Genomic DNA, 26,801 nt, shown 5'->3' with positions numbered 1-26,801 from the left:
CCCCGCAAGGCTCTAGTGAGCCTTGTCGGGGACCATAGAATCTCCCACAGCGGCTTCGTTGCTAAGGGTGAGAATCTGACATGAAACAAGCAAGACCAGCCGCTTGCGGCTGGAACGCCGAAGGCGGCCCGAAGGGTGAGTGGCAACGCCACGAATCAAGTAGGACGCCCAACAGGGCGTCAGCGGCGATGGGAAATGGATCGGCATTGAGTCAATTTCCGCTATTCCGCGAAGAACAAAAAAAGCCGGCGCTTTCGCGCCGGCCAGCAAAAACAACACCTCGAAGAAACTTTCAGCGCATCCGCTACCGCTTCAAAGCAGCCAGCCGGGAAGACTTACGATGCTGACGCAGCAAACTCACCAGCAACAACGCCGCCAGGGCGATAAAGAAGCAGGCAATAGGCCGCTGTAAAAGATAGGCGGGGTCACCGTCGGCCATGATCATCGCCTGACCAAAGGCACGTTCGAACATGGGGCCAAGCACGAAGCCAATGATGAAAGTCACGAACGAGAAATCCAGCATCCGCATAAAAAATCCGATCGCCGCCATGCCCACCAGCAACCAGGCATCGAACAGACTGTCCGCCACGATCACGCCGGTAATGCACAGCACCACGACGCAGGGAATGATATAGGTCAGGGGAATACGGATGACACCGGCGAACAGCCGCATGGTGAACAGGCCGGTGAACAGATTCACCATGTCGCCGATGATCATCACGCCAAACAGAGCGTAGATCAGCCTCGGCTGTTCAGAGAACAGCTGAGGCCCGGGCGTGATACCGTGAATAATAAAGGCGCCCAGAATGATCGCCGCCGCCACGTTACCGGGAATGCCCAGGGAAAGCAGGGGGATGAAGTTGGCGCCAACCACCGAGCTGTTGGCCGCTTCGGAGGCCGCCACGCCTCGGATCTCGCCCTGCCCAAACCGCTCGGGGGTTTTCGACGCCCGCTTGGCGGCGGTGTAGCCGAGAAAGCCGGCGGCGCTGGAGCCGATACCCGGAATCGCGCCGATCATGGTACCGATAAACGTCGAACGCAAAATGGTGGGAAAGATGGCGCGATAGTCGGAAAAACGGAACGGTTCGCCGGCGGTTGCCGACACCTCGGTTTTCTCGTTCAGGTTTTTGTGCGAATACACGATCTGGCGAAGAATTTCCCCCAGGGCCAACACGCCGATGCCAGCGGCGGTGATGGAAATACCGTCCATCAGTTCGGGAATGCCAAAGGTCAGCCGTTGCGCGGCGGTGGCGGAGTCCATGCCAACCAGGCTGAGAAACACGCCGAAAAACGCGGCGATCAGCCCTTTGATCATAGAATTTCCGACCAGACCGGCGATGATCACCAGCGCCACCAGAATGACACTGGCCATTTCCGGGGGCCCCATTCTCATGGCCACCAGAGACAGCGGCGCGGCGACAAAGAACAGCACCAGATCACTGAGCGTGTCGCCGGTGACCGACGACAGATGGGCGGCGCGCAGAGCTTTTCGCGCTTGCCCCTTTTTTGTCATCGGATAGCCATCGAAGGTGGTGGCGGTGGCTTCCGGTGAACCCGGCGTGTTCATCAGAATCGCGGATACCGCGCCGCCAATGGTGCCGCCTTTATTGATGCCAATCAAAAAGCCCAAGGCCGCCACCGGGCTCATGTAAAACGTGTAGGGCACCGCGATGGTGATGGCGATCAAGGCGCCCACGCCAGGCGCCGCCGCGAACAGCTGGCCCACCAGCACACCGAGAACAACGAACATGAGATTGGTGAGCGTAAAGGCGTCCGCCAACCCCGCTAGAACTTCATGCATGGAGATTCCTCAAGGCAAAGGCGTGGCGAGAATGCGGTCAAACAACACCCACAGAAACAGGGTCCAGCCCAGCGAGGTGGCGACCAGCGGCAGCCAACGCCGCTCCCCCATCAGCCACATCAGAATCGCCACGGTGACGGCGCCGGAAACGATAAACCCGGCCCACTCCATCAGCGCCAGGGTCAGCACCAACACCAGCAACACCCCGGCCAGACGGCGCAAGGCGCGTGCGTCGATGGGCGAAGGCCGGTCGCCGCCGGGCGCGGGTCGCAACCGCAGCAGAACCAGCAGCGCACCGAGGGCGGTAATGGCCGCCGCGCACACGTAGGGGAAGCCGCGGGGCGACAAACCAAACCCGAACCCTTCATCGATATAGGCGGGAATCAGATAAACCAGTGCCAGGATGCCGGCCAACACCGTCGCGGCACCCACGCAAAGATCAATTTTTCGCGCATTCATGGAACCACCTTTGTCCGCGTTGTTGTTATTGACCGCCTTTGAATTCTTTCTCATTGCGGGCGCTGCGCTCGACAATGAACGACGTCAACTCATCGGGCTTGAGCACCACATTGGGAAATTTCATTTTCTTCTCGGCCAGATCCGCCACTTCCGGCGAGGCCGCTGCCTTCTGCACCGCCGCGATCAGGCGCTCGCGCACCGCCTCGGGAATGCCCTTGGGCGCCGCCACCAGAAAATAGCTGGTATACGACTGGTCATAGCCCAGCTCGGTGATCGATTTCACATCCGGCGAGGTGGCGAGACGATCACTATTCAAGGACGCAATCACCTTCACGCCGCCACCATTGATATAGGCCTGGTGCACACCGGCGCTCCAACCCACATCAATGTGGCCGCCCATCACATCGGTGATAATCTGCCGGCCACCCTGAATCGGTACCGTGCGTACGCGAAGATCTTCCTGGGCCGCCACCTTTTCCGCGAATTTAGCCGTAATCGGTGACAGCGACCCAAAGGTAATGCCGTTGTGGGCGCGGCCGTATTCGACCATTTCTTTCCAGTTGGAGAACGGTGCGTTGGCACCGGCCACCAGGGAATTTTGCAACTCGGTAACGGTCGCCAGGTAATCGAAATCATCGGATTGGTAGGCTGTGCGCACGATGGCGGGCAGCGCATCGAAGGTGGAGTCCGAGGTAAAGCCGATGGTGTAACCGTCCGCTTTGGCCCGTTGCAACAAGGTGGCCATCACCACCCCGCCACCGCCGGCTTTGTTTTCCACCACCACCGGCTGGCCCAACTGCTCTTCCAGAGCCTTTGCCAACAACCGGGCCAGGGTGTCCGCGCCACCACCGGCGGAGAAGCCCACGTACAGATTAATCGGTTTGCCGGGCCACTCTCCGGCTTGGGCAGGGCTCAGCGTAAACGCGCAGATCATCAAACACGCCGCCATCGCGGCGACGCTTCGTTTTATTAGTCTCATTGTTGTCTCCAGGGCCGGTCAGCCAATAACGTCAGGTATGAACCGGGAAAGGGCTCAAAAAACTCGAGCGCACAGATTAGAACCTGGCCCGACAACAAAAAAATACTATTTAGCAATACCAGATATCATCTTTTATTATGCCGAGGCCAAGGGCATGACTTCCGCTTTCCATTCGCCTTGCTGCGCCGCTTCGATCATCAGGTGAATCAGCCCTTCGCGCACCCGCTCGGCGGGTTTCGACAACGGCCGTTTACGGGGCCAGGCGACGGTGACCAGGCGCGTAATCTCCGGGTCGACAATGCGCCGCGCCACACGTGGGTGGGTGCGGTTATTGTCCAGCGGCATGGGAAAATTGGTGATGATGCAAGCCAGCCCCTGATCGACGATGCTGGCCAGGGTTTTCGGCCCGTTTTGCTGGTAACGCAGATTCAGGGTGGCGCCCGCTTCGACCACGTGTTCATCGATCACCCGGCGCAGATTGTGGGTGCGATCACCCAGCACCAGCGGCCGCGCGGCGGCGTCCGCGAGGCTGATTTCACCCCGCTCCGGACCGACCAGGTCCGGGCTGCCAATCAGATAGAAATATTCCCGCAATACCGGTATCGACTCCACGTCTTCCAGCTCGGCGGCATTGGGGATCACCCCCAGTTCCACTTTGCCGGTTTCCACCACATGGCCGCTTTCGGAACTCAGCCCTTCAACGATCTGCAAAGTGATCCGCGGATAGTGCCGCTCCAGCCACAGCAGCAGACGCGGCGCCAGAATCGCGGTGACGGTAACCGGCAGCGCGATAATCACCTCGCCGGCCGGCTCCGACTCCATCGAAGTCTTCAAGTCGTTCCGGGCGATTTCCATTTGCCGCAGGATCAACCGCGCATGGTTAAGCAACCGCTGGCCGTGACGGGTCGCCGCCACCCCCCGGTTGGTGCGAGTAAACAGCTGAACCCCGAGTTCTTTCTCCAGGCCGATAATCTGTTGGCTCAAGGCCGGCTGAACAATGTTCAACCGCTGGGCGGCGGCGGAGAAACTGCCCTCCTCGAACACCGCCACCAGAGAATGAAGCTGTTTGACGTCCATCAACGACCTCCGGATCGAAGCCGGCACCGGCCAGCCATCTTTTTTATTGATAGGAGAGCACTATAAATCGCGATTACCTATACCGCAAAGCCGGCGGATGTCGCCAAGGCGAGGAAAAGCTTGTCCGATCATTTCAAAAATGATAATCATTACCATTATCAAATACTCCCTCCGCAGCTACCCGTTTTACCCGGCAGCCAGCCTCCCCAGGACATCGCCCCGGCGCCCCGCGCACCGGTGGCGGCAAGGAGCACGCTATGCAGCGCTGGCGCGACCTCACCCGCGAGGCCAACCGGCTGTTCGAAAACGGCCGCCTGAACGATGCCCGGGCGCAATACCTCAACGCCCTGGCGCTGGCCCGCGCCCTGTTCGATCAATGGCACGACCCGGACGAAGCGGTCGCCGCCCTGGTGACCTCGCACTTCAATCTGGCGGCCCTTTACGAGCGCCTCGGGCAACCGGCGCTGAGCGCCGATTATCTGGCCTCGGTGCACGACTATCTGGTGCTGGTGGCCGCCGATCAGCGCTCGCCCCCGGGGCTGCAGTACGCGGCCTTGCGTCACAGCAGCGCCACCTACCGCCACGCCCTGGCCTTCTTGCGCCGCCACCGCGACCAGCAGCAACTGCACTGGCTGGTGAGCGGCCACCACGCCCACCGCAACGCCCTGCAAAGCGGCGGCGTAAGCATTCACTGACCGCCACGGAGGAAACAATGCCCCACCAATTACCGGATCTGCCCTACGCCTACGACGCCCTCGAGCCCCATGTGGACGCGCGCACCATGGAAATCCATCACCAGCGTCACCACCAGACCTACGTCAACAATCTCAACGCCGCGTTGCAGGGCAGCGAATGGGCCGGGCTGCCGGTGGAGGAATTGGTGGCGCGCGTGGCTGAACTGCCGGAATCCCTGCGCCCGGCGGTGATCGACCACGGCGGCGGCCACGCCAACCACTCCCTGTTCTGGACCGTAATGTCACCCTCCGGAGGCGGTGTACCCGACGGCGATCTGGCCCGCGCCATCGACCAGCAACTGGGCGGTTTCGAGGCATTTCAGAAGGCCTTCACCCAAGCCGCCCTGAGCCGTTTCGGCAGTGGCTGGGCGTGGCTGTGCGTCGATGCGCACGGTGAGTTACGGATCGAGCACACCGGCAATCAGGACAGTCCGCTGATGCAAGGCCTGACGCCGATTCTCGGGCTGGACGTCTGGGAGCACGCCTACTATCTGCTCTATCAGAACCGCCGGCCCGACTACATCGCCGCCTTCTATAACGTGATTCACTGGCCCGAGGTGGCGCGCCGTTACCAGGTGGCCCTGCCAGCGTCGCGATGAACACGCCGCTGCCGCTGCTCACCGACACCCGGCGCGCCACCCGCATCTGCATCACCGTGGGCGGCGGCGTCGCGCTGGCTTTCTGTGCCCTGCTGCTAATGGCACCGCACTGGCCGGCCGCCCAGCGCGCGGCGCTCAACGGCGGCATGCTGTGCGCGCTGGGCACGGCGCTGGGCGCGGTGCCGGTGCTGTTTATGCGCCGGGTGTCCGCCACCAGCACCGATTGCCTGCTCGGTTTCGGCGCCGGGGTGATGCTGGCCGCCACCGCGTTTTCGTTGCTGATTCCGGCACTCGACGTGGCCGGCGAGCAGGGCCACAGCGCCTGGACGGCGGCGCTGCTGGTCAGTGTCGGGCTGCTCGCCGGCGGCGGCGGGCTGCTCGCCGTGGACCGTGTGTTACTGCGTCACCTGGGCCCGGGCAGCGCCGCCGCCCAACGCTCGGCGGCGCTGTCGCCGGTGCTGTTGTTCGTGATCGCCATCGTTGCCCACAACGTGCCCGAGGGCATGGCGGTGGGCGTGGCGGCGGCCGGCGATCAGCCCACCGGCCTGGCCCTGGGCATTGCCCTGCAAGACATTCCCGAAGGGCTGGTGGTGGCGATGATGCTGGCCGCCGCCGGCATGGCGCGGGGCAAGGCGTTTCTGTGTGGCGCCGCGTCCGGCGTGGTGGAACCCCTGGCCGCGGTAATCGCCGCCTGGCTGACCGGGCTGTCCCATTCGCTGCTGCCCTGGGGCCTGGCGCTGGCCGCCGGCGCCATGCTGGTGGCGGTGGTCCATGAAATCGTCCCCGAACTGCACCGCAACGACCATTCCACCGCCGCCACCCTGGCCCTGTGCGCCGGTTTCGCGGTGATGCTTATTCTCGACACCGCGCTGGTCTGATGAGCGTGGATTAACCCGGTTAATTTGCGTATAACGAGGCATTGCCAGAATCGGCATTGCCTTGTTCTTTGCCTTGTGACTCCGGGGACCCACCACCTGCCATGCTGAAACTTCTGTTGCCGTTGATTGCCGGCCTGCTCTTTCCGCTCGCCTTCGCGCCCTACGGCCTCTGGCCGGTGCTGCCAGTCAGCATCGCGCTCGGCTACGCCTCGCTATTGAACGCCGCCACGCCCCGCCGGGCGCTGCTGCACGGCTGGCTCTACGGCCTCGGCATGTTCAGCTTTGGCGTGTCCTGGCTGCACGTGTCGATGACCGACTACGGCGCCATGCCGCTGTGGATGTCGATCCCGTTCACCGGCCTGTTCGCCGCTTTTATCGCCCTGTATTACGGCCTCACCTTTTGGCTGAGCCGGCGCTGGCGGTTGGGCGCGCTGGGCTTCGCTGGCCTGTGGCTGATCGCCGACTGGCTGCGCGGCTGGCTGTTCACCGGCTTCCCCTGGCTGTACAGCGGCTACGCGCTGATCGACACGCCGCTGGCGGGGCTGGCACCGCTGGGCGGCGTCTGGGCGGTGACCCTGCTGGCGGTGGTGCTCTCGGCCACCGTGGTCGAGTTACTGCGCCGGCGCGGCCACACCAGCGCGCCGCTGGTGGCATCGGTGGTGCTGGTGATGCTGGCTCTGGCCGGCGGCCAGGCCGGCTTCACCGAGGCGGCCGGCGGCAAACAGAAAGTGGCGCTGGTACAGGGCAACATTCCGCAGGATTTGAAATGGCTCGCCACCATGCGCGAGCAAACCCAGGGCATTTACGCCGGCCTCACCGATAACCTGCCAACGGACACCCTGGTGATCTGGCCGGAATCGGCGATGATCGAGTTCTACCAGGACATCGAAGGCTTCGTGAATGGCGAGGGCCAGCGGCTGGCGGCGCGCGGCGGCGCGCTGATCTCCGGGCTGCCGTGGCGCGATCAGCAGCGCTTCCCGCCCACCTATCACAACAGCATCGCGGTGATCGGCGCCGACGGCGCCAGCAGCGTTTACCACAAGCAGAAACTGGTGCCGTTTGGCGAGTACGTGCCGCTGCAGGATCTGATTCGGGGCTGGATTCCGTTCTTCGATCTGCCCATGTCCAGCTTCACGCCGGGCCACCCGGATCAGCCCAATCTGCACGCCCTCGGCCAGGAGGTATCGCCGTTCATCTGCTACGAAATTCTCTACCCGGACCTGGTGGCACGGCGCACCGCCAGCGCCAACGTGCTGCTGACGATCAGCAACGACGCCTGGTTCGGCCGCTCCGCCGGCCCCCATCAGCATTTCGAAATGGCGCGCATGCGCGCCCTGGAAACCGGCCGCTGGCTGTTGCGGGCCACCAACAACGGCATCACCGCCGTGGTCGACCCCCACGGCAAAGTGGTCAAACAACTGCCCCAGTTCGAGCGCGATGTGCTGCTCGGCGAATACCAGCCCCGCCAGGGCCGCACCCCTTTTATGATCGCCGGGGTCTGGCCCAGCCTTCTTGCGGCTCTGGCCTTCGTGGTCCTGGGCCGGCATAAAAAACCCAGGAATCCGATTGGCGACCTATAGACCATTAAAGAATAAGCTTATAACTTATTTGACAATTCGTATTGGCATACCTATAAAGGGCATCGGGGCACGGATTCGCCGTACCCCGACAGCGCGCTAGCAGCCTGTCGGACTTAGGTCTGTTCTACCGCGGAAAGTCCGACAGGCTGCCAGGCCAGGAGGTCGCCGACATGTCACGCCCCCAAGTCGAAAGCTTTTTCGACGACGCCACCAACACCGTCAGCTATATCGTCACCGACCCGGCCAGCCGTCGCTGCGCGATCATCGATTCGGTGCTGGATTACGACGCCCATGGTGGCCGCACCGGCTATCGCAGCGCGCAACGCCTGGTGGACTTCGTGCGCGCGCAACGGCTCACCGTGGAATGGCTGCTGGAAACCCACGTGCACGCGGATCACCTCTCCGCCGCGCCCTGGATTCAACAACGGGTGGGCGGCAAGCTGGCGATCGGCGATCACATCCGTACCGTGCAGGACACCTTTGGCAAGGTCTTCAATGCCGGCACCGACTTCGCCCGCGATGGCAGCCAGTTCGACCACCTGTTCCACGACACCGACCACTATCAGGTCGGCGACCTGCCGGCGCGCGCCCTTCATACCCCCGGCCACACCCCCGCGTGCATGAGCCATCTGATCGGCGACGCTTTGTTCGTCGGCGACACTCTGTTCATGCCGGATTATGGCACCGCCCGCTGCGACTTCCCCGGCGGCGACGCGCGCACCCTGTATCGCTCGATCCGCAAACTGCTGGCCCTGCCCGACCAGACCCGTGTCTTTCTCTGCCACGATTATTTGCCCGAGGGGCGCGACCAGTATTGCTGGGAGACCACCGTCGGCGAGCAGCGACGGGCCAATATCCATGTGCACGAGGGCATCGACGAGGACCAGTTCGTGGCGATGCGCGAACAGCGTGACGCGACGCTGGATATGCCGCGGCTTATCCTGCCCTCGGTGCAGGTCAACATGCGCGCCGGCCACCTGCCGCCGGCGGAGGTCAACGGCACGCACTACCTGAAAATTCCGCTGAATGCCCTGTAACGGGGGCAGCGAGCCCGCACAAAACAAGGAGCCTCCGATGGCCGAAGTACATCGCCTCACCCCCGATCTCGCCGTGGCCGGCCAGTTGCAGCCGCAGGACATGCCCACCCTCGCCGAGGCCGGTTTTCATTCCGTGATCAACAACCGTCCGGAACACGAAGGCGAGGATCAACCCACCGGCGCGGCGCTCGAACAGGCCGCTCGCGACGCTGGCCTGGCCTACTATGCGCTGCCGGTGGTGCCCGGCCAGCTCAATGACGATCTGGTGGAGCGCTTCGGTTCGTTGATGCAGCATGCCCGTGGCCCGGTGCTGGCCTTCTGCCGTACCGGCAACCGCAGCAGCAGCCTGTGGGCGTTGTCACAAAGCCGCCGGCTGGACCCGAAGACCGTTCTCGCCACCGCCGAAAGCGCCGGCTACGACCTGAGCAAGCTGAGCGAACGCCTGCAACAACGCTGGCACCAGGGGCCGGCCAGCCACACTGAAAGCGCCGGCCGCAGCCCGGCGCGCACCTGGGATGTGCTGATCGTCGGCGGCGGCGCCGGTGGCCTGGCGGCCGCCGCCAGCATCTTGAAACGCCGCCCCTCATTGACGGTGGCGGTGATCGAACCCCGCGACACCCATTACTATCAGCCGGCCTGGACCCTGGTTGGCGCCGGAGCCTTTCGGCGCGCCGACACCGCCCGGGCGATGGCCCGGGTCATGCCCCGGGGCAGCAAGTGGATCCGCGCCGCCGTCGCCGGCTTCGACCCGGAGCAGAACCAGGTGGTGTTGGACGACGGCGAACGCATCGCCTACCGCACCCTGGTGGTGGCCCCGGGCCTGGAGCTGCATCTGGACGGCGTGGAAGGGCTGCGCGAGAGCCTTGGCCATAACGGCGTGACCAGCAACTACCTGTTCGATTACGCGCCCTATACCTGGGAATGCGTGCAGAACCTGAAAAGCGGCCGCGCCCTGTTCACCCAGCCACCGATGCCGATCAAATGCGCCGGCGCCCCGCAAAAAGCCCTCTATCTGTCGTGCCACCACTGGGAACAGCAGGGCGTGCTCGAGCACATCGACGTGCACTTCCACAACGCCGGCGGAGTGCTGTTCGGCGTCGAAACCTTCGTGCCGCCGTTGATGGAATACATTCGCCGCTACCGCGCCCATCTGGATTTCAACAGCAACCTGAAAGCGGTGGACGCCGGCCAGCGCACCGCCTGGTTCACCGACACCGACGCCGACGGCAACCAGAGCGAACGGCGCGAGGCGTTCGATTTGCTGCACGTCACGCCGCCCCAGCGCGCACCGCAATGCGTGCGCGACAGCGCCCTGGCCAACGGCGCCGGCTGGCTCGACCTGCACGCCGAAACCCTGCAACACAACCGGTTCCCAACGGTGTTCGGTATTGGCGACAGCAGCGGCACCGGCAACGCCAAAACCGCCGCCGCGGTGCGCAAACAAGCGCCGGTGGTGGCGGCCAACCTGCTTGCTCACCTCGACGGCCGCGCTCTGGAAGGCCGCTACGATGGTTACGGCGCCTGCCCGCTGACGGTGGAGCGCGGCAAGGTGATCATGGCCGAGTTCGGCTACCAGGGCGCGCTGCAACCCAGCTTTCCCCTGGACCCCACCAAGGCACGCAAACTTTACTGGCTGCTCAAAGCCCAGGCGCTGCCGCCGATTTATTTCAATCTGATGCTCAAGGGCCACGAATGGCTGACCGGCACTCAACCCAAGAAAAGCGTCTGATCGCCCCGGGCGCCCCGAACCTGACCGCCGGTGGTTAAGTTGCCGTTACCCGCGCGCGACTGGCTGAGCGGTTATCGCCGCGCCGACGCCCTGGCCGACCTGAACGCGGCGCTGATCGTCACCTTGATGATGATCCCCCAGGCGCTCGCCTACGCGCTGCTGGCCGGCCTGCCACCACAGACCGGCCTGTACGCCAGCATGCTGCCCCTGGTGGTCTACGCGCTGTTCGGCTCCAGCCGCACCCTGTCGGTGGGACCGATGGCGGTGGTGTCGCTGATGACCGCCGCCGCCGCCAGCCAGGTGGCGGCACCGGGCAGCCCCGAATACCTGCAAGCGGCCCTGGTGCTGGCCCTGCTCAGCGGCGCTTTTTTGCTGCTGATGGGGCTGCTGCGCATGGGCTGGGTGGCCAACCTGCTCAGCCACGCGGTGATCAGCGGCCTGATCCTCGCCTCGGGGCTGCTGATCGCCGCCAGCCAGCTCAAACATCTGCTCGGCGTGAGCGCGCCGGGCGACACCCTGCCGGCGCTGATCCGCGCGCTGCTGGCGGACCCCGGCGCCATTAACAGCGCCACCCTGGCACTCAGCCTGCTGGTGCTGTGCGCCCTGCTCGCATTACGCCGGCTGGGCGGCCCGCTGGCACGGCTGGCGCCGTTGGCGGCGGTGGTGCTCAGCACCCTGGCGGTGGCCGGCTGGCACCTGGACGGCGTCGGCGTGGCGGTGATCGGCGAGATTCCCGGCGGTTTACCCGGGCTCACGCTGCCCGCCTGGGACGCTCAGCTGTGGCGGCAACTGGCGCTGCCGGCGCTGCTGATCGGCCTGGTCGGTTTCGTGGAATCGGTGTCGGTGGCTCAGACCCTGGCCGCCAAACGGCGCCAGCGCATCGACCCCAACCGGGAACTGAACGGCCTCGGCGCCGCCAATCTGGCCGCCGCCTTCAGTGGCGGCTTTCCCATCACCGGTGGCTTCGCCCGCTCGGTGGTCAACTACGACGCCGGCGCGCGCACGCCCATGGCCGGCGTGTTCACCGCCGCCGGGCTGGCGCTGGTGGCGCTGTGGCTGACCCCGTGGCTGTATTATCTTCCCAAGGCGACGCTGGCCGCGACCATCATCATCGCCGTGCTCGGCCTGCTCGACCCGGGCACCGTGGTGCGCACCTGGCGCTACTCGCGCAGCGACTTTCTCGCCCTGCTGGTGACCCTGGCCGGGGTGCTGCTGCTGGGCATCACCGCCGGCCTGATCACCGGCGTCGCCAGCGCCCTGGCCCTGCATCTGTGGCGCACCAGCCAGCCGCACATGGCGGAGCTGGGGCAGATGCCCGGCACCGAACACTTCCGCAATGTGCTGCGCCACCGGGTGGTGGTGTCGCCCACGGTGCTGTCATTGCGGGTCGACGAATCGCTGTTCTTCGCCAACGCCCGGCAGGTGGAAGACGCTATCTACGACATCGCGGTACAACGCCCGACGGTGCGCCATGTGGTGCTGCTGTGCTCGGCCATCAGCCACATCGACGCCAGCGCCCTGGACAGCCTGGAAACCCTCAACCAACGCCTGCACGACGCCGGCCTGACCCTGCATCTTTCCGAAGTAAAAGGCCCGGTAATGGACCGCCTGACACACTCCAGCTTCCTCGACCAGCTCGGCGGTCAGGTGTTTCTCAGCCATTTCGAAGCCCTGCACACCCTCGACCCCGACAGCGCCTGCCAGGGGTTGCTGCCCGCGCACCCGGAGGTGCGGTGAGGGGCGCGGGACGCCTGACGCTAGACGCCGGACGCTAAACCCGCAACCTGAAAGTACCGGTGTGTTTCCTGCCGCTCAGCAAACACACCATTACTGTCCGCGCTGGGTTTAGCGTCCGGCGTCCGGCGTCCGGCGTCAGGCTTACCCCTCAAACCCCATACTTCACATGATACCAAAGCAGCGCCAGCCATTCGCGCCAGATCAGGGGCACTTGCGAGAGGGCGGCGGCGGAGGGGAGCCAGGCGGGGTCGGGGATCGCTGGCACCGACACCGGTGTCACGCGGATGCCCTGGGCCTGGAAACAGAGCATGGCGCGCGGCATGTGGGCGCGGTCGGTGACCAGCACCACCCGGTCGATGCCTTTCTCGCGCAGCAGGGCGGCGCTGAGGGTGGCGTTTTCCCAGGTATTGCGGCTTTCCGGTTCCAGCATCAGGGCGATGTCCGGCGCCAGCCGCCGGGCCTCGCTGGCTAACAGGCTGGCCTCGCTGTTGGCCTGGCGGGCCGGGGTGCGACCACTGGCGCCGCCGCTGAGCAGCAGCGGCAGGCCGCGCCGGCGTGCCTCGCCCAGGCCCAGATGCAAACGCCGCAGCCCGGTGGCGTTGGGCGCATAGCCCTCGCCCGCCGGGCGTCTTCCGGCGCCCAGCACCACCACCGCCGCCGGGTCGTCGCCGCCGGCCACCGGCGGCAACGGCGGATAGAGCTGACGCACCAGCGCTGGCAACGTGGCGGCAATCAGCACCAGTGCCAGCGCGGTGATCAACACGAATCGCATCCGCTGTCTGCGCACGGCGTGCTCATGTATCCTATGTGGCCGTTATGTGCTCCAGCGGAGCACACCCCTATTCCAATCATGCCGCACCAAGAGAACCGATGGACGAACAGTATCGCCCCGACCAGGTAGAAGATGAAGCCCAGAGCTACTGGAACCAACACCAGAGCTTCAAGGTCACCGAGCATCCCGGCAAGGAAAAGTTTTATTGCCTGAGCATGTTCCCCTACCCGTCCGGCCGGCTGCACATGGGCCACGTGCGCAACTACACCATCGGCGATGTGATCAGCCGCTACCAGCGCATGCAGGGCAAGAACGTGCTGCAACCGATGGGCTGGGACGCCTTCGGCCTGCCGGCGGAGAACGCGGCGATTAAGAACAAGAGCGCGCCGGCCGCCTGGACCTACGAAAACATCGATTACATGCGCGGCCAGTTGCAACGCCTGGGCTTCGGCTACGACTGGGACCGCGAGCTGGCCACCTGCACGCCAGAGTACTACCGCTGGGAGCAGTGGTTCTTCACCAAGCTGTACGAGAAGGGCCTGGTCTACAAGAAGATGTCCACGGTCAACTGGGACCCGGTGGACCAGACCGTGCTCGCCAACGAACAGGTGATCGACGGCCGCGGCTGGCGCTCCGGCGCCCTGGTGGAACGCAAGGACATCCCCCAGTGGTTCGTCAAGATCACCGCCTACGCGGATGAACTGCTCGACGATCTGGAGCAACTGGATGGCTGGCCGGAACAGGTCAAGACCATGCAGAAAAACTGGATCGGCCGCTCCGAAGGCGTGCAACTGGACTTTGTTCTTAAAGGCAGCGACGAAACCCTGAGCGTCTACACCACTCGCCCGGACACCCTGATGGGGGTCAGCTACGTGGCGGTGGCGGCGCAGCATCCGATCGCGCAACTGGCCGCCGGCGACAATAAAGAGATCGCCGCCTTCGTCGATGACTGCACCCACACCAAGATGGCCGAAGCGGAACTGGCCACCATGGAGAAGAAAGGCGTGTTCACCGGCCGCTACGCGATCCACCCGATCAGCGGCGAGGAAGTGCCGCTGTGGATCGCCAACTTCGTGCTGATGGACTACGGCTCCGGCGCGGTGATGGCGGTGCCGGCCCACGATCAGCGCGATTTCGAGTTCGCGCAAAAATATAATTTGCCGATCCGCCCGGTGATCGAGCCCGCCAATGGCGAGCCCATCGACCTGGAACAGGGAGCCTTCACCGCCAAGGGCCGATTGGTGAACTCCGGTGAATTCGACGGCCTGACGTCCGCCGAAGGCTTCGACGCCATCGCCGCCTGGCTGGAACAACATAAAAAAGGCGAGCGCACCGTTAACTATCGTCTTCGTGACTGGGGCGTGTCCCGCCAACGCTACTGGGGCGCGCCGATCCCGATGCTGACCCTGGACGACGGCACCCAGGTGCCGGTGCCCGAGGATCAACTGCCGGTGGTGCTGCCCGAAGACGTGGAAATGGACGGCGTCACCTCGCCGATCAAAGCGGACCCGGAGTGGGCGAAAGCCGAATACAACGGCCAGCCGGCGACCCGCGAAACCGACACCTTCGACACCTTTATGGAATCGAGCTGGTACGCGGCGCGCTTCACCTGCCCGGACAACGACACCGCCATGCTCGACCCGGAGCGCGCCAACTACTGGCTGCCGGTGGACCAGTACGTGGGCGGCATCGAACACGCCATTTTGCATCTGCTGTACTCGCGCTTTTTCCATAAGCTGCTGCGCGACACCGGCCTGGTGGAATCCGACGAACCGTTCAAGCGTCTGCTGTGCCAGGGCATGGTGCTCAAGGACGGCGCCAAGATGTCCAAGTCCAAGGGCAACACCGTGGACCCGCAAGCGATGATCGAGGAATACGGCGCCGACACCGTGCGCCTGTTCATGATGTTCGCGGCGCCGCCGGAACAGTCGCTGGAATGGAACGACTCCGGCGTGGAAGGCGCGCACCGGTTTATCAAGCGGCTGTGGCGGCTGGTCGCCGAGCACCTGGAGACAGGCCCGGTGCCGACCCTGAACGTGAGCGCTCTGGACCGCGACGCCAAAGCGCTGCGTCGCAAAACCCACGAGACGATCCAGAAAGTGGGCGACGACATCAGCCGCCGCTACACCTTCAACACCGCCATTGCCGCGGTGATGGAACTGAGCAACGAAATCAGCCGCTTTCAAGGTGATGACGACAACGCTCGCGCCGCCCGTCAGGAAGCCCTGGATGCCGCCGTTTTGCTGCTTTCGCCGATCATCCCCCACGCCAGCCACGCTCTTTGGGCGGCCCTGGGCCACGACGGCGCGGTGATCGACGCACCCTGGCCAGTGGTGGACGAACATGCTCTGGTGAAGGATTCCGTGGAGCTGGTGATTCAGGTCAACGGCAAGGTTCGCGCCAAGCTGGAAGTGCCGGTGGGCGCCGCCAACGACGAACTGGAAACCCTGGCCCGGGAAGAGCCCAATGTGCGCAAATTCACCGACGGCAAAACCGTGCGCAAAGTGATCGTGGTGCCCGGTAAACTGGTCAATATTGTCGCCAATTGACGGCCGCCCGGCGCGCCAACGCCGGGCACCAATGAAAAGGACAGCGAGATGAAGCCGCGCACGCTTTTGATACTGGCACTGAGCCTCGTACTGGCCGCCTGCAGTGGCTGGCAGTTGCGCGGCGACACGCAAAACCCGCGCTTTGAAAGCGTCACCCTGGTGGGCGCCAGCGCGCGCCTGCGTTACAACGTGGAGCGTGGCCTGGCGCCCAGCGGCACCCTGGTGCACAGCCAGTCGCCGTACATCGTCAACATCATCGACGAGCGCTGGAACCGGCGCACCGCCGCCGTGGACGAACGCGGCCGCGCCGCCGAGCGGGAGCTGACCTACGAGATCATCTGGCAATTGATCGACCGCAAAACCAACGCGGTGCTCAATCCCCCCCGGCACATCATGGCGATCCGCAGCTTCGCTTACTCGCCGGACAACGTCACCGCCACCTCCGACGAAGAATACCTGGTGGAAGAAGACCTGTTCGACGACATCACCTACCGGCTGATCAACCATATCGCCGACGCCTCCCGCAAAATCGTGCCGAAAGAAGAGTAGTCCCATGCGCCTGCGCGTCGAACAGCTCGGCAAACACCTGCAAGGCGATCTGCTCAACGCCTACCTGGTGGCCGGCGACGAGCCGCTGCAACAGGACGAAGCCCTGGACGCCCTGCGCGCCAGCGCCCGCGAGCGCGGTTTCGACGAGCGCCACCGGTTCAGCGCCGACACCGGCATCGACTGGAACGCGCTGCGCAACGAAGCCCAGAGCATGAGCCTGTTCGGCGGCCGCCGTATTCTTGAACTGGTGCTGCTGGACAAACGCCCGGACAAAAACGGCAGCGAGATCATCCGCGAGCTGCTCGCCCAGGGCTCGCCGGACACCCTGCTGCTGGTGCGTTGCTCACGGCTGGACCGCCGCCGGGATTGGAACAGTGCCTGGGTCAAGGCCCTGGAAAGCAGCGGCGCGGTGCTGGAAGTGTGGCCAGTGGAAGGCAAGCAACTGCAACACTGGTTGCGCGAAAGGTTGTCCAGCCGCGGCCTGAGCATCGGCGAGGAGGCGCTGGAGCTGCTGATTCAGCGCAGCGAAGGCAACCTGCTGGCGGCCGCCCAGGAAGTGGATAAGCTGGCGCTGATCGCCGACGATGGCCAGGTCACCGCCGTCAATGTGCAGCAGGCGGTGGGCGATTCCAGCCGCTATACGCCGTTCGATCTCACCGACGCCATCAGCGGCGGTGACGCCCCCCGTGCCATGCGCATCCTGCGCACCCTGCGCGCGGAAGGCGTGGAAGCGCCCGTGGTGCTCTGGGCCCTGGCCCGGGAAGTGCGCACCCTGGACGCCCTGGCCAGCGGTGGCGCCCCGCCGCGCATGCCGCCGCAACGGCTGCGCGCCTTGCAGGCCCAGGCCAACCGCCTGCCACCCCGGCAAATCCATCGCGCCCTGCAACTGGCGGTGCAGGGCGATCAGGCCATCAAGGGCATGAGCCCCGGCGACCCCTGGCAGCACCTGGCCAGCCTGGTGATGCGCCTCACCGGCGCGCCGCTGCCGGCGATCATGGAGCGGTGAATCGGCGCGGCAACCGATAACAAACCCGCTCACTGGCACCGCTTTTAACTTTTAACTTTTAACTCATTACCCATCGCCACAAAGCCCGCTTCATCCGATATCCTGTATTCTGATCCCTATATCCATTCAAGGACCCTCCCATGGCGCGCGCCCCGGACTCCTCATCAATCAGCTTTACCGCCCTGTACACCGGCCAGGTGTGGGTGCGGCACGGCCTGTCCGAGCCATTTTTCCATACTCGCCAGGGCGCTTTGTTGTATCGGGCGATGAGCCCGTTCGAGGCGCTCGGCAAGCGGCTGCTGGGCGGTAACATCCGCACTTTTCTGCTGCAGCGGCACCATCTGATCGACGCCCGCCTGGCAGCGCTGATCGCCGCCGATCCGGCTCTTCAGGTGGTGGAGATCGCCTGCGGCCTGTCGCCGCGCGGCTGCCGGTTCCGCGAGCGCTTCGCCGCGATCACCTATGTGGAGGCGGATCTGCCGGACATGGCCCGGCGCAAGCGCCGCTTACTGGCGCGCCAGGGCGCGCTGGGGCCGGATCACCGCGTGGAAGCGGTCAATATTCTCGACCCGGACAGCGCCGAGAGTGTCACCGCCCTGCTGCGGCGGCTGGACCCGACGCGGCCGGTGGTGGTGATCACGGAAGGGCTGATCAATTATTTCAGCCTGGCCACCCTGGCGCCGTTCTGGCGCCGCCTTGCCGAGGGCCTGCGTGCCTTCCCCAAAGGGATTTACCTGTGTGACAACTACCCCCTTTACGCCAATATGCGCTTTCAACGCACCCTGAAAACCCTGGGCGGCGCGCTCGGCGCCGTGTCGCGCAGTCAGGTGAGTTTCCATTTCCGCTCCGACGCCGAAACCCGGGCCCACTTCACCGCCCAGGGCTTCGACGCCCTGACCGTGCACGACCCGGCGGACTATTACGCCGCCCTACCGATTCCGCGCACCCGGGGCACGCCCATGGTCAGGGTGCTGGAGGCGAAAGTCGGATAGAACCGCGCGGCCGGCCGTGCCGGGCGACAAGCCGCGGGCAACCAGCGTCAAACCGGCAGAGCCTTCCCTTGCCGCTTGTGGCTTGCAGCTTGCTATACTAGCCACCTTCGATTCACTTCGCGGTTTGGTAATGGGTGTAGCAGAAACAATGGATATCCAGCAGTACATGGCCGATGTGGGCCGGCAGGCGCGCCAGGCGGCGCGGGCCATGGCGCGCGCCAGCGCCGGTGATAAGAACACCGCCCTGGCCGCCATCGCCGCCGCGTTGCGCAGCCACCGTGGCGCCATTCTCGATGCCAACCAGCGGGATCTGGCCCGTGGCCGCGACCATGGCCTGGACGCGGCGCTGCTGGATCGGCTGGAACTGACCACCGCGCGCTTCGATGGCATGGTCGAGGGGCTGGAGCAGGTGATCGCCCTGGCCGACCCGGTGGGCGGCATGACCGACCTCAATTACCGCCCGTCGGGCATTCAGGTGGGCAAGATGCGCGTGCCCCTGGGCGTGATCGGTATCATTTATGAGTCGCGCCCCAACGTCACCATCGATGCCGCCGCTTTGTGCCTGAAATCCGGCAACGCCGCGATTCTGCGTGGCGGCTCCGAAGCGATTGATTCCAACCAGGCGATCGCCGAGTGCCTGCGTGTGGGCCTGCGTGAAGCGGGCCTGCCGGACACCGCCGTGCAAGTGGTGGAAACCACCGACCGCGCCGCCGTCGGCGAAATGATCAGCCACCCCGAGTACGTCGACGTGATCGTACCCCGTGGCGGCAAGGGCCTGATCGAACGCATCAGCCGGGACGCCCGCGTGCCGGTGATCAAACATCTGGACGGCAACTGCCACACCTACATCGACGTGGACGCCGACCCCGCCAAGGCGATCAAAGTCGCCTTCAGCGCCAAGACCCAGCGCTATGGCACCTGCAACACCACCGAAACTCTGCTGGTGCACGCCGCCATCGCCGAGCGGGTGCTGCCGGAACTGGCCGCGCTGTACCGCGATGCCGGCGTCGAACTGCGTGGCTGCGAGCGCACCCGCGCGCTGCTCGGCGACATCGTTGAGGCCAGCGAGGCGGACTGGGCCGAGGAATACCTGGCGCCGATTCTGGCGATTCGCCTGGTCGATGATCTGGATCAGGCCATCGACCACATCGACCGTTACAGCTCCCGTCACACCGAGGCGATCATCACCGAAAACTACAGCCACGCGCGGCGCTTTCTGGCCGAAGTGGATTCCAGCTCGGTGATGGTGAACGCCTCGACCCGCTTCGCCGACGGCTTCGAATACGGCCTCGGCGCGGAAGTCGGCATCTCCACCGACAAACTGCATGCCCGCGGCCCGGTGGGCCTGGAAGGCCTCACCAGTCAGAAATGGGTGGTGTTTGGCGACGGCCACGTGCGGCAATAGCAGGTGCCTTTTCTGAACTATCGAGCTCGGCAAAAAAGCCGGACGCCGGACGCCGGACGCCGGACGCTAAAACCAGGGAGGCGCAGTGGTTAGCGTCCAGCGTCCAGCGTCCAGCGTCCAGCCTTTAATTCTATTCGGCGGCACCTTCGATCCGATTCATCGGGCCCATGTGCGTGCGGCGCTGGCGGTGTCGACGGTGCTGGGCGACGCGCCGGTGCGGCTGCTGCCCAATGCGGTGCCTCCGCATCGTGCGCAGCCGCGCGCCGATGGCGCGCAAAGGCTGGCGATGGTCACTCTGGCCTGCGCCGGCCACCGGCCGCTGGCCGTGGACGACTGGGAACTGCGCCAGCCCGGGCCATCGTTCACCCACACCACCTTGAAACACTTCCGGCGCCTGATTGGCGACCGGCGGCCGCTGGTGTTCATGATCGGCGCCGACAGTCTGGCGGGCCTGGATCAGTGGGAAGGGTGGCGGCGCTTCGCCACGCTTTGCCATCTGGCGGTGGTGCCACGCCCCGGCGCGCCGGCGCCGTCCCTGGCCATTAGCCGCGCCTTTCCGCGCGGTAACGCCTCGCAACTGCTACGGTTAGCAGCGGGGCGTCGTCTTATGCTCACCCGTCCCTGCCTGGATGTCTCCGCCACCGAAGTGCGCGAGGCCCTGGCGGAATCCGGTGATTGCCGTGCCCTGGACCCGAAAGTGCTGGCCCACATCCACCACCAGGGCTTGTATAATGTTCCCGCCACCCACTCCGATAACGAGGCCTCATGAGTTCTGATCAAACACTGCTGGATCTGGTGCTCAACGCCCTGGATGAGATGAAAGCAAACAACGTGGCGAACCTGGATGTAAGAGGTCTGACCAGCATCGCCGATGACATGGTGATCGCCAGCGGCACCTCCAATCGGCACGTCAAGGCAATGGCCGACAACGTGCTTGAGCAAGCCAAGAAAGCCGGTTACGCGGCGCTCGGCACCGAGGGGGAAAAAGGCTCGGAGTGGATTCTGGTGGACCTGGGCGACGTGATCGTGCACCTGATGCTGCCCGCCACCCGCGAGTTTTACGACCTGGAACGCCTGTGGAAAACCCCCGAGCACCATCCGGACCGCAGCTCCCGGGACGCCTGACGCATTCCACCGAACGGAGACCGTGTTGCGCATTCATTTGCTCGCCATCGGCACGCGCATGCCCGCCTGGGTGGAACAGGGCTTCAGTGAATATCAGAAACGCCTGCCCGCGGACATGCGCCTGGAACTTGAAGAGATTCCGTTGCCTAAAAGAGCCAAGGGGGACGTCGCCGCCCTGGTGCGCGCCGAAGGCGAGGCGATCAGCAAGCGCCTGGAAAAGCACCCCGGCGCCCACTGCGTGGCGCTGGAAGTCACCGGCAAACCGCTGGACACACCCGCCCTGAGCCGCCGGCTTGGCGAGCAGCGTGATCTGGGCCAGGATCTGACCCTCCTGGTGGGCGGACCGGACGGGCTCTGCCCGAAGGTGTCCGCGGCGGCCCATGAACGCTGGTCGTTGTCGGCGCTGACCTTGCCGCACCCACTGGTACGGGTGCTGCTCGCCGAACAGATTTATCGCGGCTGGACGCTGCTCGCCGGCCACCCCTATCATCGCTGAGCGGCGCGCGATGCCGGGCTGGCGCCCCCGCGGGCTGATCGCCCCGGCCTTTAACCGTTACTCCGGATTCGAGCTCTTTGTTTAATGCGCAGACCGCTGACCCTTAAGGACCACCACAACGAACAGCGCATTTTCAGCGCCAGGCTGCTGGTCAGCGCGGTGTTGGTGATGGCGCTGTCCGCCGGGCTGGCCGGGCGCATGATGTGGCTGCAGATCTCGCAGCACAGCCGCTTTACCACTCTCAGTGATGAAAACCGGGTGCAAACCCAGGCGATGTCGCCGCCGCGCGGGTTGATCACCGATCGCAACGGCGTGATTCTGGCCGCCAACCGGCCCGATTTCACACTGGAGCTGATTGTCGAGCAGCTCCCCGACCTGGACGCCACCCTGAACTCCCTTGGCAAGCTGGTACGCCTTGACCCGGAAGACATCGAGCGCTTTCGCAAACGCCTGACCAGCCCGCGCCGGCCATGGGACCCAATCCCCCTGCGCGGGCGTTTGAGTGAAGAGGAAATCGCCCGGCTGACGGTCAATCAGCATCGTCTGCCCGGGGTACGGGTGTCCGCCAACGCCATTCGCCACTACCCGTTCGGGCACCTGTTTTCCCATGTGCTGGGTTACGTCAACCGGCTCAACGCGGAAGATCTGGATGCCATGACCCTGGCGCAACAGTCCAACTACGCCGGCACGCATTTTTATGGGCGCAGTGGCGTGGAGCGCTATTACGAGCATCGCCTGCATGGCCAGGTGGGTTACCGTCAGGTGGAAACCAACGCGCGCGGCCGCATCCTGCGTGTTCTTGAAGAGCAGCCGCCGGTGCCGGGGGAAAACCTGCGCCTGAGCATTGATCTGAAAGTGCAGCAGGCCGCCTACGACGCTCTCGGCGACCGGCGCGGCGCGGTGGTCGCCATTGACCCCCGCGATGGCAGTGTACTGGCGTTTGTCAGCCGTCCCGGCTTCGACCCCAATCTGTTCGTCACCGGCATTTCCCACCAGGATTACGCCCGCTACCGGGAAGACCACGACAACCCGCTGTTCAACCGCGCCCTGCAAGGCCGCTACCCGCCTGGCTCCACCTTCAAGCCGTTCCTGGGCATCGCCGGGCTGGATGCGGGTGTCACCGACTGGCAGCGCACCATTTTCGACCCCGGCTATTATCAACTGGAAGGCGACTCGCATCGCTATCGCGACTGGAAACGCTGGGGGCATGGCCGCGTCGATCTGCACAAAGCGATCGTCGAGTCCTGCGACACCTACTTTTATGATCTGGGCTTTCGCCTCGGCATCGCACGCATGCATGACTTCCTGTCCGGCTTCTCCCTGGGCGAAGCCACCGGCATTGATCTGTTCAACGAATCCACCGGCATCCTGCCCTCCAAGGAATGGAAGCGGGCCGCCCGGGGCCGCCCCTGGTTCCATGGCGACACCATCAATTCCAGTATCGGCCAGGGCTTTGTGCTGACCACGCCACTGCAACTGGCCACCGCCACCGCGATTCTCGCCAACGACGGCGGCCAGGTGGTGCCAACCCTGGCCGCCGACGAAAGCCACCCGCCGCTGCGCCCCGACATCAAACTGAAAGACCCGGAAAACTGGCACCGAATGGAACGGGCCATGTCCGACGTGGTCTACGGCAACCATGGCACCGGCCGCTCCATGGCCGAGAACGCGCAATACGACATGGGCGCCAAGAGCGGTACCGCCCAGGTGTTCTCGATCGGCCAGGATGAAACCTACAACGAAGACGAGCTGGCCGAACGGATGCTGGACCACGCCCTGCTGATCAGCTTCGCCCCGGTGGAAAAGCCAGCCATCGCGGTGGCGGTGCTGGTCGAGAATGGCCGCCACGGCGGCTCCACCGGCGGCCCGGTGGCGCGCCAGGTGATGGACGCCTGGCTGCTGAACGAGCAGGGTAAGCTGGATGTTCCCGCGCCCCTCGCGCGGGGCCCGGCGCCCGTGGGGCCGAGCCAATGAGCCTGAAACGATGAATCCCAGAGAGTATTTTCGACAAATGCCCGGTCGGGGCCCGGTGCTGGGCTCGCCGCTCACCGAGCGCCTGCATCTGGACGCGCCACTGCTGGCGGCCTTATTGCTGGTGATTCTCGGCGGCCTGACCGTGCTCTACAGCGCCGGCGGCGCCTCCATGGAGCTGGTGATTCGCCAGTTGATGCGCTTCGGCGTCGGCTTCACGGTGCTGTTCGTGCTCGCCCAGATGCCGCCGCGCAGCTACCGCTTCTGGGCGCCGCTGGTGTACGCCGTCGGCCTGGTGCTGCTGATTCTGGTGATCATCGCCGGGGTCGAGGCCAAAGGCGCCCAGCGCTGGCTGGCGCTGCCGGTGGTGGGCCGCTTCCAGCCCGCCGAAATCATGAAGCTGGCGGTGCCGGCGATGGTCGCCTGGTTCTTCAACGAACGCGACCTGCCCCCCAATAAGACCGACGTGCTGGCCGCGCTCGGCCTGATTTTCGTACCGGCGGTGCTGATCGCCATGCAGCCGGATCTCGGCACCGCCATTCTGATCGCCGCCGCCGGCCTGGTGGTGCTGTTCATGGCCGGCCTGTCCTGGCGGCTGATCACCCTGGCCGTGGTGGTGCTGCTGATCGCCGCGCCGCTGATGTATTTTTTCGTGTTGCACGATTACCAGCGCAACCGGGTGGATACCTTCCTCAATCCGGAGCATGATCCGCGCGGCGCCGGCTGGAACATCATCCAGTCGAAAACCGCCATCGGCTCCGGCGGCATCACCGGCAAAGGCTGGATGGACGGCACCCAGTCGCGGCTGGACTTTTTGCCGGAATCCTCCACAGACTTTATTCTCGCCGTGCTCGGCGAGGAATTCGGCCTGATCGGCTTTCTGCTGCTGATGAGCGTGTATCTGGTGATCGTGGGTCGCGGCTTCTTTATCAGTTGGCAGGCCCAGGAGACGTTCTCCCGGTTGCTGGCCGCCGCGTTGACGATGACATTTTTTATTTATGTTTTTGTGAACGTGGGCATGGTGTCCGGACTCTTACCCGTGGTCGGGGTACCCTTGCCGCTGGTCAGTTACGGTGGCACCTCCATCGTCACGCTGATGGCCAGCTTCGGCATGCTGATGTCGATACACACCCATCGGCGGCTGATGCATTAGGGCCTGTTCACACTGAGTTTGGTGAGCGCGCCCCGCAGCTTCGCCCTATCCCCGTTAAGGAGACAACAACGTGCGTCAGACCTTTGCCTTGCGCCACCGGTTCGCCGGCCTCGCCCTTGGCCTGATCGCCGGCCTGGCCAGCGCCGCCACGGCCAATGCCGCGCCGGAGGCCGATTACGCCGAGCGCCCGCAGGCCCGCGCCATGATCGACAGCCTCGGCGCCAAAGGCCTGGACAAAGTCCGCCTGCGCGAGCTGCTCAACGACGCCAAACGCCAGGACGCCATTCTTACCGCCATTGCCCGCCCCGCCGAACGCACCCTGGACTGGGCCCGTTATCAGAAGATTTTTCTGCAGGAAAGCCGCGTGCAAAAAGGCGTCGCCTTTGCCCGCCAGCACCGCGACGCTCTGGATCGCGCCGAGCGGCAATACGGCGTGCCCCGGGAGATCATTCTGGCGATCATTGGCGTGGAAACACTCTACGGGCAACATAAAGGCCAGTATCGGGTGCTCGACGCCCTGGCGACCCTGGGTTTCGACTACCCGCCGCGCGGCGAATTCTTTCGCAAGCAGCTGATGGCGCTGTTCGAACTGGAGCGCGAGGCCCACATCGACGCCAGCGAAATCACCGGCTCCTACGCCGGCGCCATGGGCTACCCTCAGTTCATCCCCACCAGCTACCAGGCCTACGCGGTGGATTTCGACGGCGACGACGTGATTGATCTGGTCAACAGCCCGGCGGACGCCATCGGCAGCGTCGCCCATTATTTTCACGAGCACCGCTGGCAACCGGGCTTGCCGGTGGCGGCCCGCGCCCGCATTGACGGCAACGGCTATCAGGCGCTGGCAAAAAAAGGCTACAAGCCCTCGTTTACCCTGGACGACGCCCGGAAAAACGGCGTAGTGGCAGTCAGTTGCGACAGTGATACGCTGGGCAGCCAATACTGTTTCGATCTGGCCGCAAACACCCCGGTGGCGTTGCTTGACCTGACCGGCACCGACGGCCATGAATTCTGGCTGATTACCGATAATTTCTACGTAATCACGCGCTACAACCACAGCGAACTGTACGCCATGGCGGTATTGCAACTCTCCAAGCGGTTGGCGGAAGCCCTGGCCGCCTCACCACCCCCCCCGGCGCCGGCCACTGACGCCACCCGGGGGGTGGCACGGTGATGCGCGGGCTGATTCTTGTCGCTCTGGCTCTGGTTCTGGGTGCCTGCGCCACGGCGCCGGCGCCCTCTTCCAGCGGCGGCGCCACCGCCCCCCCCGGTGCGAGCACGCCGGCGAGAACAGGCACCGCACCGGGCTCCGACCGTTACCACCACCGCACCGACGCGCCCCCCACGGAGCGCCGCGAGGTGGACGACCTGCCCGAGCCGGTGCCCAAGATGGAACCGCTCAGTGCCTATGGCAACCCGGAAACCTATTCGGTGTGGGGCACCACCTACAAGGTGCTGCGCAGCGCCGAAGGCTACCAGGCCGAGGGCCTGGCCTCCTGGTACGGCAACAAGTTCCACGGTTACCGCACCTCCAGCGGCGAACCGTTCGACATGTATCGCTTCACCGCCGCCCACCGCACCTTGCCCCTGCCCAGCTATGTGCGCGTCACCAATCTGGACAACGGCAAGAGCCTGGTGGTGCGCGTCAATGATCGCGGCCCGTTCCACTCCGACCGCATCATTGATCTCTCCTGGGCAGCGGCGGTGCGCCTGGGCATTGAGCAGCATGGTACCGGCCGGGTGCGGGTCGAAGCCCTGAGCGTGCAGGACACCGGCCCCGGCCAACGGCCGGATTCGGTGCCCACGGCGGTGCGCGCCGCCGTGGACAGCCCGCCGCCCGACGCGGCCCGCAACAATGGCCCAACCCGCGACCTGTACCTGCAGGCCGGCGCGTTCCGCGCGCTGGACAGCGCCCGCAGCCTGGAACAGCGGGTGCGCCAGGAGCTCAAACTGCCGGTCACCGTGCGCCAGCCGGAAGCCGGCGCGCTCTATAGAGTGTGGCTGGGCCCGTTCAGCAACAGCGCGGACCGGGAAGAGGCGATCCAGGCCCTCACCCAGGCCGGTTTCGCCCGGCCCATCCCGGTCAACTGACAGCCGGCGACCCGATCGCCAGAATCGCCGCCCCGCGGCCATCCTCCCGGCCAACCGGGATGCTAAAACCAACAGGCAGGAA

At 65.0% G+C, this 26,801-nt stretch carries 24 protein-coding genes; 19 read left to right on the top strand and 5 right to left on the bottom strand.

Translation table 11 applies throughout. The annotated features are described in order from the left end of the window. Positions 1–304: 304 nt before the first annotated feature. The 4 genes from CGS25_RS15535 to CGS25_RS15520 all read right to left on the bottom strand — a co-directional run bounded on the left by CGS25_RS15535 (position 305) and on the right by CGS25_RS15520 (position 4,316). Positions 305–1,801 (bottom strand): tripartite tricarboxylate transporter permease, encoded by a 1,497-nt coding sequence (locus tag CGS25_RS15535; protein WP_101676018.1) that lies wholly within the window; start codon positions 1,799–1,801, stop codon positions 305–307. 9 nt (positions 1,802–1,810) lie between these two features. Then, positions 1,811–2,260, bottom strand: coding sequence for a tripartite tricarboxylate transporter TctB family protein (locus CGS25_RS15530; protein WP_157933848.1), 450 nt, complete (start codon positions 2,258–2,260; stop codon positions 1,811–1,813). A 25-nt stretch (positions 2,261–2,285) separates the two neighbouring features. Then, positions 2,286–3,239, bottom strand: a complete 954-nt coding sequence (locus tag CGS25_RS15525; RefSeq protein WP_101676016.1) for a Bug family tripartite tricarboxylate transporter substrate binding protein — start codon at positions 3,237–3,239, stop codon at positions 2,286–2,288. A 135-nt stretch (positions 3,240–3,374) separates the two neighbouring features. Continuing rightward, the gene (locus tag CGS25_RS15520) at positions 3,375–4,316 is read right to left on the bottom strand and encodes a LysR family transcriptional regulator (RefSeq protein WP_101676015.1); all 942 of its coding nucleotides are present in this window, start codon (positions 4,314–4,316) and stop codon (positions 3,375–3,377) included. A 257-nt stretch (positions 4,317–4,573) separates the two neighbouring features. Between CGS25_RS15520 and CGS25_RS15515 the strand changes: the two genes are divergently transcribed. The 7 genes from CGS25_RS15515 to CGS25_RS15485 all read left to right on the top strand — a co-directional run bounded on the left by CGS25_RS15515 (position 4,574) and on the right by CGS25_RS15485 (position 12,610). Beyond that, entirely contained in the window at positions 4,574–5,011 is a 438-nt protein-coding gene (locus CGS25_RS15515) for a hypothetical protein (RefSeq protein ID WP_089031208.1), read from the top strand. A 17-nt stretch (positions 5,012–5,028) separates the two neighbouring features. After that, positions 5,029–5,649, top strand: coding sequence for a superoxide dismutase (locus CGS25_RS15510; RefSeq protein ID WP_089031207.1), 621 nt, complete (start codon positions 5,029–5,031; stop codon positions 5,647–5,649). Continuing rightward, complete coding sequence (locus CGS25_RS15505) at positions 5,646–6,527, top strand: ZIP family metal transporter (protein WP_089031206.1); 882 nt, start codon at positions 5,646–5,648, stop codon at positions 6,525–6,527. The genes CGS25_RS15510 and CGS25_RS15505 overlap by 4 nt, the downstream gene beginning before the upstream one ends. A 101-nt stretch (positions 6,528–6,628) precedes the next feature. Further along, on the top strand, positions 6,629–8,107 hold the full coding sequence (gene lnt, locus CGS25_RS15500) for an apolipoprotein N-acyltransferase (RefSeq protein ID WP_101676014.1): 1,479 nt from the start codon (positions 6,629–6,631) through the stop codon (positions 8,105–8,107). A 170-nt stretch (positions 8,108–8,277) separates the two neighbouring features. After that, positions 8,278–9,144: an MBL fold metallo-hydrolase gene (locus CGS25_RS15495; protein ID WP_101676013.1), complete on the top strand. Its 867-nt coding sequence runs from the start codon at positions 8,278–8,280 to the stop codon at positions 9,142–9,144. A 37-nt stretch (positions 9,145–9,181) separates the two neighbouring features. After that, positions 9,182–10,873 carry a bifunctional protein tyrosine phosphatase family protein/NAD(P)/FAD-dependent oxidoreductase gene (locus CGS25_RS15490; RefSeq protein ID WP_101676012.1) on the top strand — a complete coding sequence of 564 codons (1,692 nt, stop codon included), beginning with the start codon at positions 9,182–9,184 and terminating at the stop codon, positions 10,871–10,873. Between the two features lie 30 nt (positions 10,874–10,903). Further along, the gene (locus CGS25_RS15485; RefSeq protein ID WP_101676011.1) at positions 10,904–12,610 is read left to right on the top strand and encodes a SulP family inorganic anion transporter; all 1,707 of its coding nucleotides are present in this window, start codon (positions 10,904–10,906) and stop codon (positions 12,608–12,610) included. Positions 12,611–12,758: 148 nt separating this feature from the next. On the opposite strand, the gene CGS25_RS15480 is transcribed toward CGS25_RS15485, so the two are convergent. Continuing rightward, positions 12,759–13,397: a YdcF family protein gene (locus tag CGS25_RS15480; protein WP_232802440.1), complete on the bottom strand. Its 639-nt coding sequence runs from the start codon at positions 13,395–13,397 to the stop codon at positions 12,759–12,761. Positions 13,398–13,480: 83 nt separating this feature from the next. Here CGS25_RS15480 and leuS point away from each other — a divergent pair, with 83 nt between their 5' ends. The 12 genes from leuS to CGS25_RS15420 all read left to right on the top strand — a co-directional run bounded on the left by leuS (position 13,481) and on the right by CGS25_RS15420 (position 26,719). Continuing rightward, on the top strand, positions 13,481–15,931 hold the full coding sequence (gene leuS / locus CGS25_RS15475; RefSeq protein ID WP_101676009.1) for a leucine--tRNA ligase: 2,451 nt from the start codon (positions 13,481–13,483) through the stop codon (positions 15,929–15,931). 48 nt (positions 15,932–15,979) lie between these two features. Then, positions 15,980–16,480 (top strand): LPS-assembly lipoprotein LptE, encoded by a 501-nt coding sequence (locus CGS25_RS15470; protein WP_101676008.1) that lies wholly within the window; start codon positions 15,980–15,982, stop codon positions 16,478–16,480. A 4-nt stretch (positions 16,481–16,484) separates the two neighbouring features. After that, on the top strand, positions 16,485–17,486 hold the full coding sequence (gene holA, locus CGS25_RS15465) for a DNA polymerase III subunit delta (protein WP_101676007.1): 1,002 nt from the start codon (positions 16,485–16,487) through the stop codon (positions 17,484–17,486). 140 nt (positions 17,487–17,626) lie between these two features. Beyond that, positions 17,627–18,478: a class I SAM-dependent methyltransferase gene (locus CGS25_RS15460; protein ID WP_101676006.1), complete on the top strand. Its 852-nt coding sequence runs from the start codon at positions 17,627–17,629 to the stop codon at positions 18,476–18,478. 148 nt (positions 18,479–18,626) lie between these two features. Continuing rightward, positions 18,627–19,883, top strand: coding sequence for a glutamate-5-semialdehyde dehydrogenase (locus CGS25_RS15455; protein WP_101676005.1), 1,257 nt, complete (start codon positions 18,627–18,629; stop codon positions 19,881–19,883). A gap of 85 nt (positions 19,884–19,968) precedes the next feature. Next, positions 19,969–20,652: a nicotinate-nucleotide adenylyltransferase gene (gene nadD / locus CGS25_RS15450; protein WP_101676004.1), complete on the top strand. Its 684-nt coding sequence runs from the start codon at positions 19,969–19,971 to the stop codon at positions 20,650–20,652. Beyond that, positions 20,649–21,008 (top strand): ribosome silencing factor, encoded by a 360-nt coding sequence (gene rsfS, locus CGS25_RS15445; RefSeq protein WP_101676003.1) that lies wholly within the window; start codon positions 20,649–20,651, stop codon positions 21,006–21,008. Before nadD ends, rsfS begins: the two co-directional genes overlap by 4 nt. Positions 21,009–21,033: 25 nt before the next feature. Next, positions 21,034–21,504, top strand: a complete 471-nt coding sequence (gene rlmH / locus CGS25_RS15440) for a 23S rRNA (pseudouridine(1915)-N(3))-methyltransferase RlmH (protein WP_101676002.1) — start codon at positions 21,034–21,036, stop codon at positions 21,502–21,504. Positions 21,505–21,588: 84 nt separating this feature from the next. Next, positions 21,589–23,478 (top strand): penicillin-binding protein 2, encoded by a 1,890-nt coding sequence (mrdA, locus tag CGS25_RS15435; RefSeq protein ID WP_101676001.1) that lies wholly within the window; start codon positions 21,589–21,591, stop codon positions 23,476–23,478. 10 nt (positions 23,479–23,488) lie between these two features. Continuing rightward, positions 23,489–24,628 carry a rod shape-determining protein RodA gene (gene rodA, locus CGS25_RS15430; protein ID WP_101676000.1) on the top strand — a complete coding sequence of 380 codons (1,140 nt, stop codon included), beginning with the start codon at positions 23,489–23,491 and terminating at the stop codon, positions 24,626–24,628. 70 nt (positions 24,629–24,698) lie between these two features. Continuing rightward, entirely contained in the window at positions 24,699–25,802 is a 1,104-nt protein-coding gene (gene mltB, locus CGS25_RS15425) for a lytic murein transglycosylase B (protein ID WP_332872162.1), read from the top strand. Then, entirely contained in the window at positions 25,802–26,719 is a 918-nt protein-coding gene (locus CGS25_RS15420; protein WP_101675999.1) for a septal ring lytic transglycosylase RlpA family protein, read from the top strand. Before mltB ends, CGS25_RS15420 begins: the two co-directional genes overlap by 1 nt. Positions 26,720–26,801: the final 82 nt, after the last annotated feature.

The sequence above is a fragment of the Alloalcanivorax mobilis genome, from assembly GCF_002864685.1.
Taxonomy (GTDB): Bacteria; Pseudomonadota; Gammaproteobacteria; order Pseudomonadales; family Alcanivoracaceae; genus Alloalcanivorax; species Alloalcanivorax mobilis.
Note: the sequence above shows the minus strand (reverse complement) of the source record. Positions and strands in the feature narration are given on the sequence as shown.

Excerpts from the sequence above, each read along its gene's own strand:
- CGS25_RS15520 (WP_101676015.1), bottom strand. The coding sequence starts at position 4,316 with ATGGACGTCAAACAGCTTCATTCTCTGGTGGCGGTGTTCGAGGAGGGC.
- CGS25_RS15510 (WP_089031207.1), top strand. The coding sequence starts at position 5,029 with ATGCCCCACCAATTACCGGATCTGCCCTACGCCTACGACGCCCTCGAG.
- holA (WP_101676007.1), top strand. The coding sequence starts at position 16,485 with ATGCGCCTGCGCGTCGAACAGCTCGGCAAACACCTGCAAGGCGATCTG.
- lnt (WP_101676014.1), top strand. The coding sequence starts at position 6,629 with ATGCTGAAACTTCTGTTGCCGTTGATTGCCGGCCTGCTCTTTCCGCTC.
- leuS (WP_101676009.1), top strand. The coding sequence starts at position 13,481 with ATGGACGAACAGTATCGCCCCGACCAGGTAGAAGATGAAGCCCAGAGC.
- rodA (WP_101676000.1), top strand. The coding sequence starts at position 23,489 with ATGAATCCCAGAGAGTATTTTCGACAAATGCCCGGTCGGGGCCCGGTG.
- CGS25_RS15460 (WP_101676006.1), top strand. The coding sequence starts at position 17,627 with ATGGCGCGCGCCCCGGACTCCTCATCAATCAGCTTTACCGCCCTGTAC.
- CGS25_RS15490 (WP_101676012.1), top strand. The coding sequence starts at position 9,182 with ATGGCCGAAGTACATCGCCTCACCCCCGATCTCGCCGTGGCCGGCCAG.
- CGS25_RS15530 (WP_157933848.1), bottom strand. The coding sequence starts at position 2,260 with ATGAATGCGCGAAAAATTGATCTTTGCGTGGGTGCCGCGACGGTGTTG.
- CGS25_RS15505 (WP_089031206.1), top strand. The coding sequence starts at position 5,646 with ATGAACACGCCGCTGCCGCTGCTCACCGACACCCGGCGCGCCACCCGC.
- CGS25_RS15525 (WP_101676016.1), bottom strand. The coding sequence starts at position 3,239 with ATGAGACTAATAAAACGAAGCGTCGCCGCGATGGCGGCGTGTTTGATG.
- CGS25_RS15420 (WP_101675999.1), top strand. The coding sequence starts at position 25,802 with ATGCGCGGGCTGATTCTTGTCGCTCTGGCTCTGGTTCTGGGTGCCTGC.
- CGS25_RS15455 (WP_101676005.1), top strand. The coding sequence starts at position 18,627 with ATGGATATCCAGCAGTACATGGCCGATGTGGGCCGGCAGGCGCGCCAG.
- CGS25_RS15535 (WP_101676018.1), bottom strand. The coding sequence starts at position 1,801 with ATGCATGAAGTTCTAGCGGGGTTGGCGGACGCCTTTACGCTCACCAAT.
- CGS25_RS15470 (WP_101676008.1), top strand. The coding sequence starts at position 15,980 with ATGAAGCCGCGCACGCTTTTGATACTGGCACTGAGCCTCGTACTGGCC.
- rsfS (WP_101676003.1), top strand. The coding sequence starts at position 20,649 with ATGAGTTCTGATCAAACACTGCTGGATCTGGTGCTCAACGCCCTGGAT.
- CGS25_RS15515 (WP_089031208.1), top strand. The coding sequence starts at position 4,574 with ATGCAGCGCTGGCGCGACCTCACCCGCGAGGCCAACCGGCTGTTCGAA.
- mrdA (WP_101676001.1), top strand. The coding sequence starts at position 21,589 with ATGCGCAGACCGCTGACCCTTAAGGACCACCACAACGAACAGCGCATT.
- CGS25_RS15495 (WP_101676013.1), top strand. The coding sequence starts at position 8,278 with ATGTCACGCCCCCAAGTCGAAAGCTTTTTCGACGACGCCACCAACACC.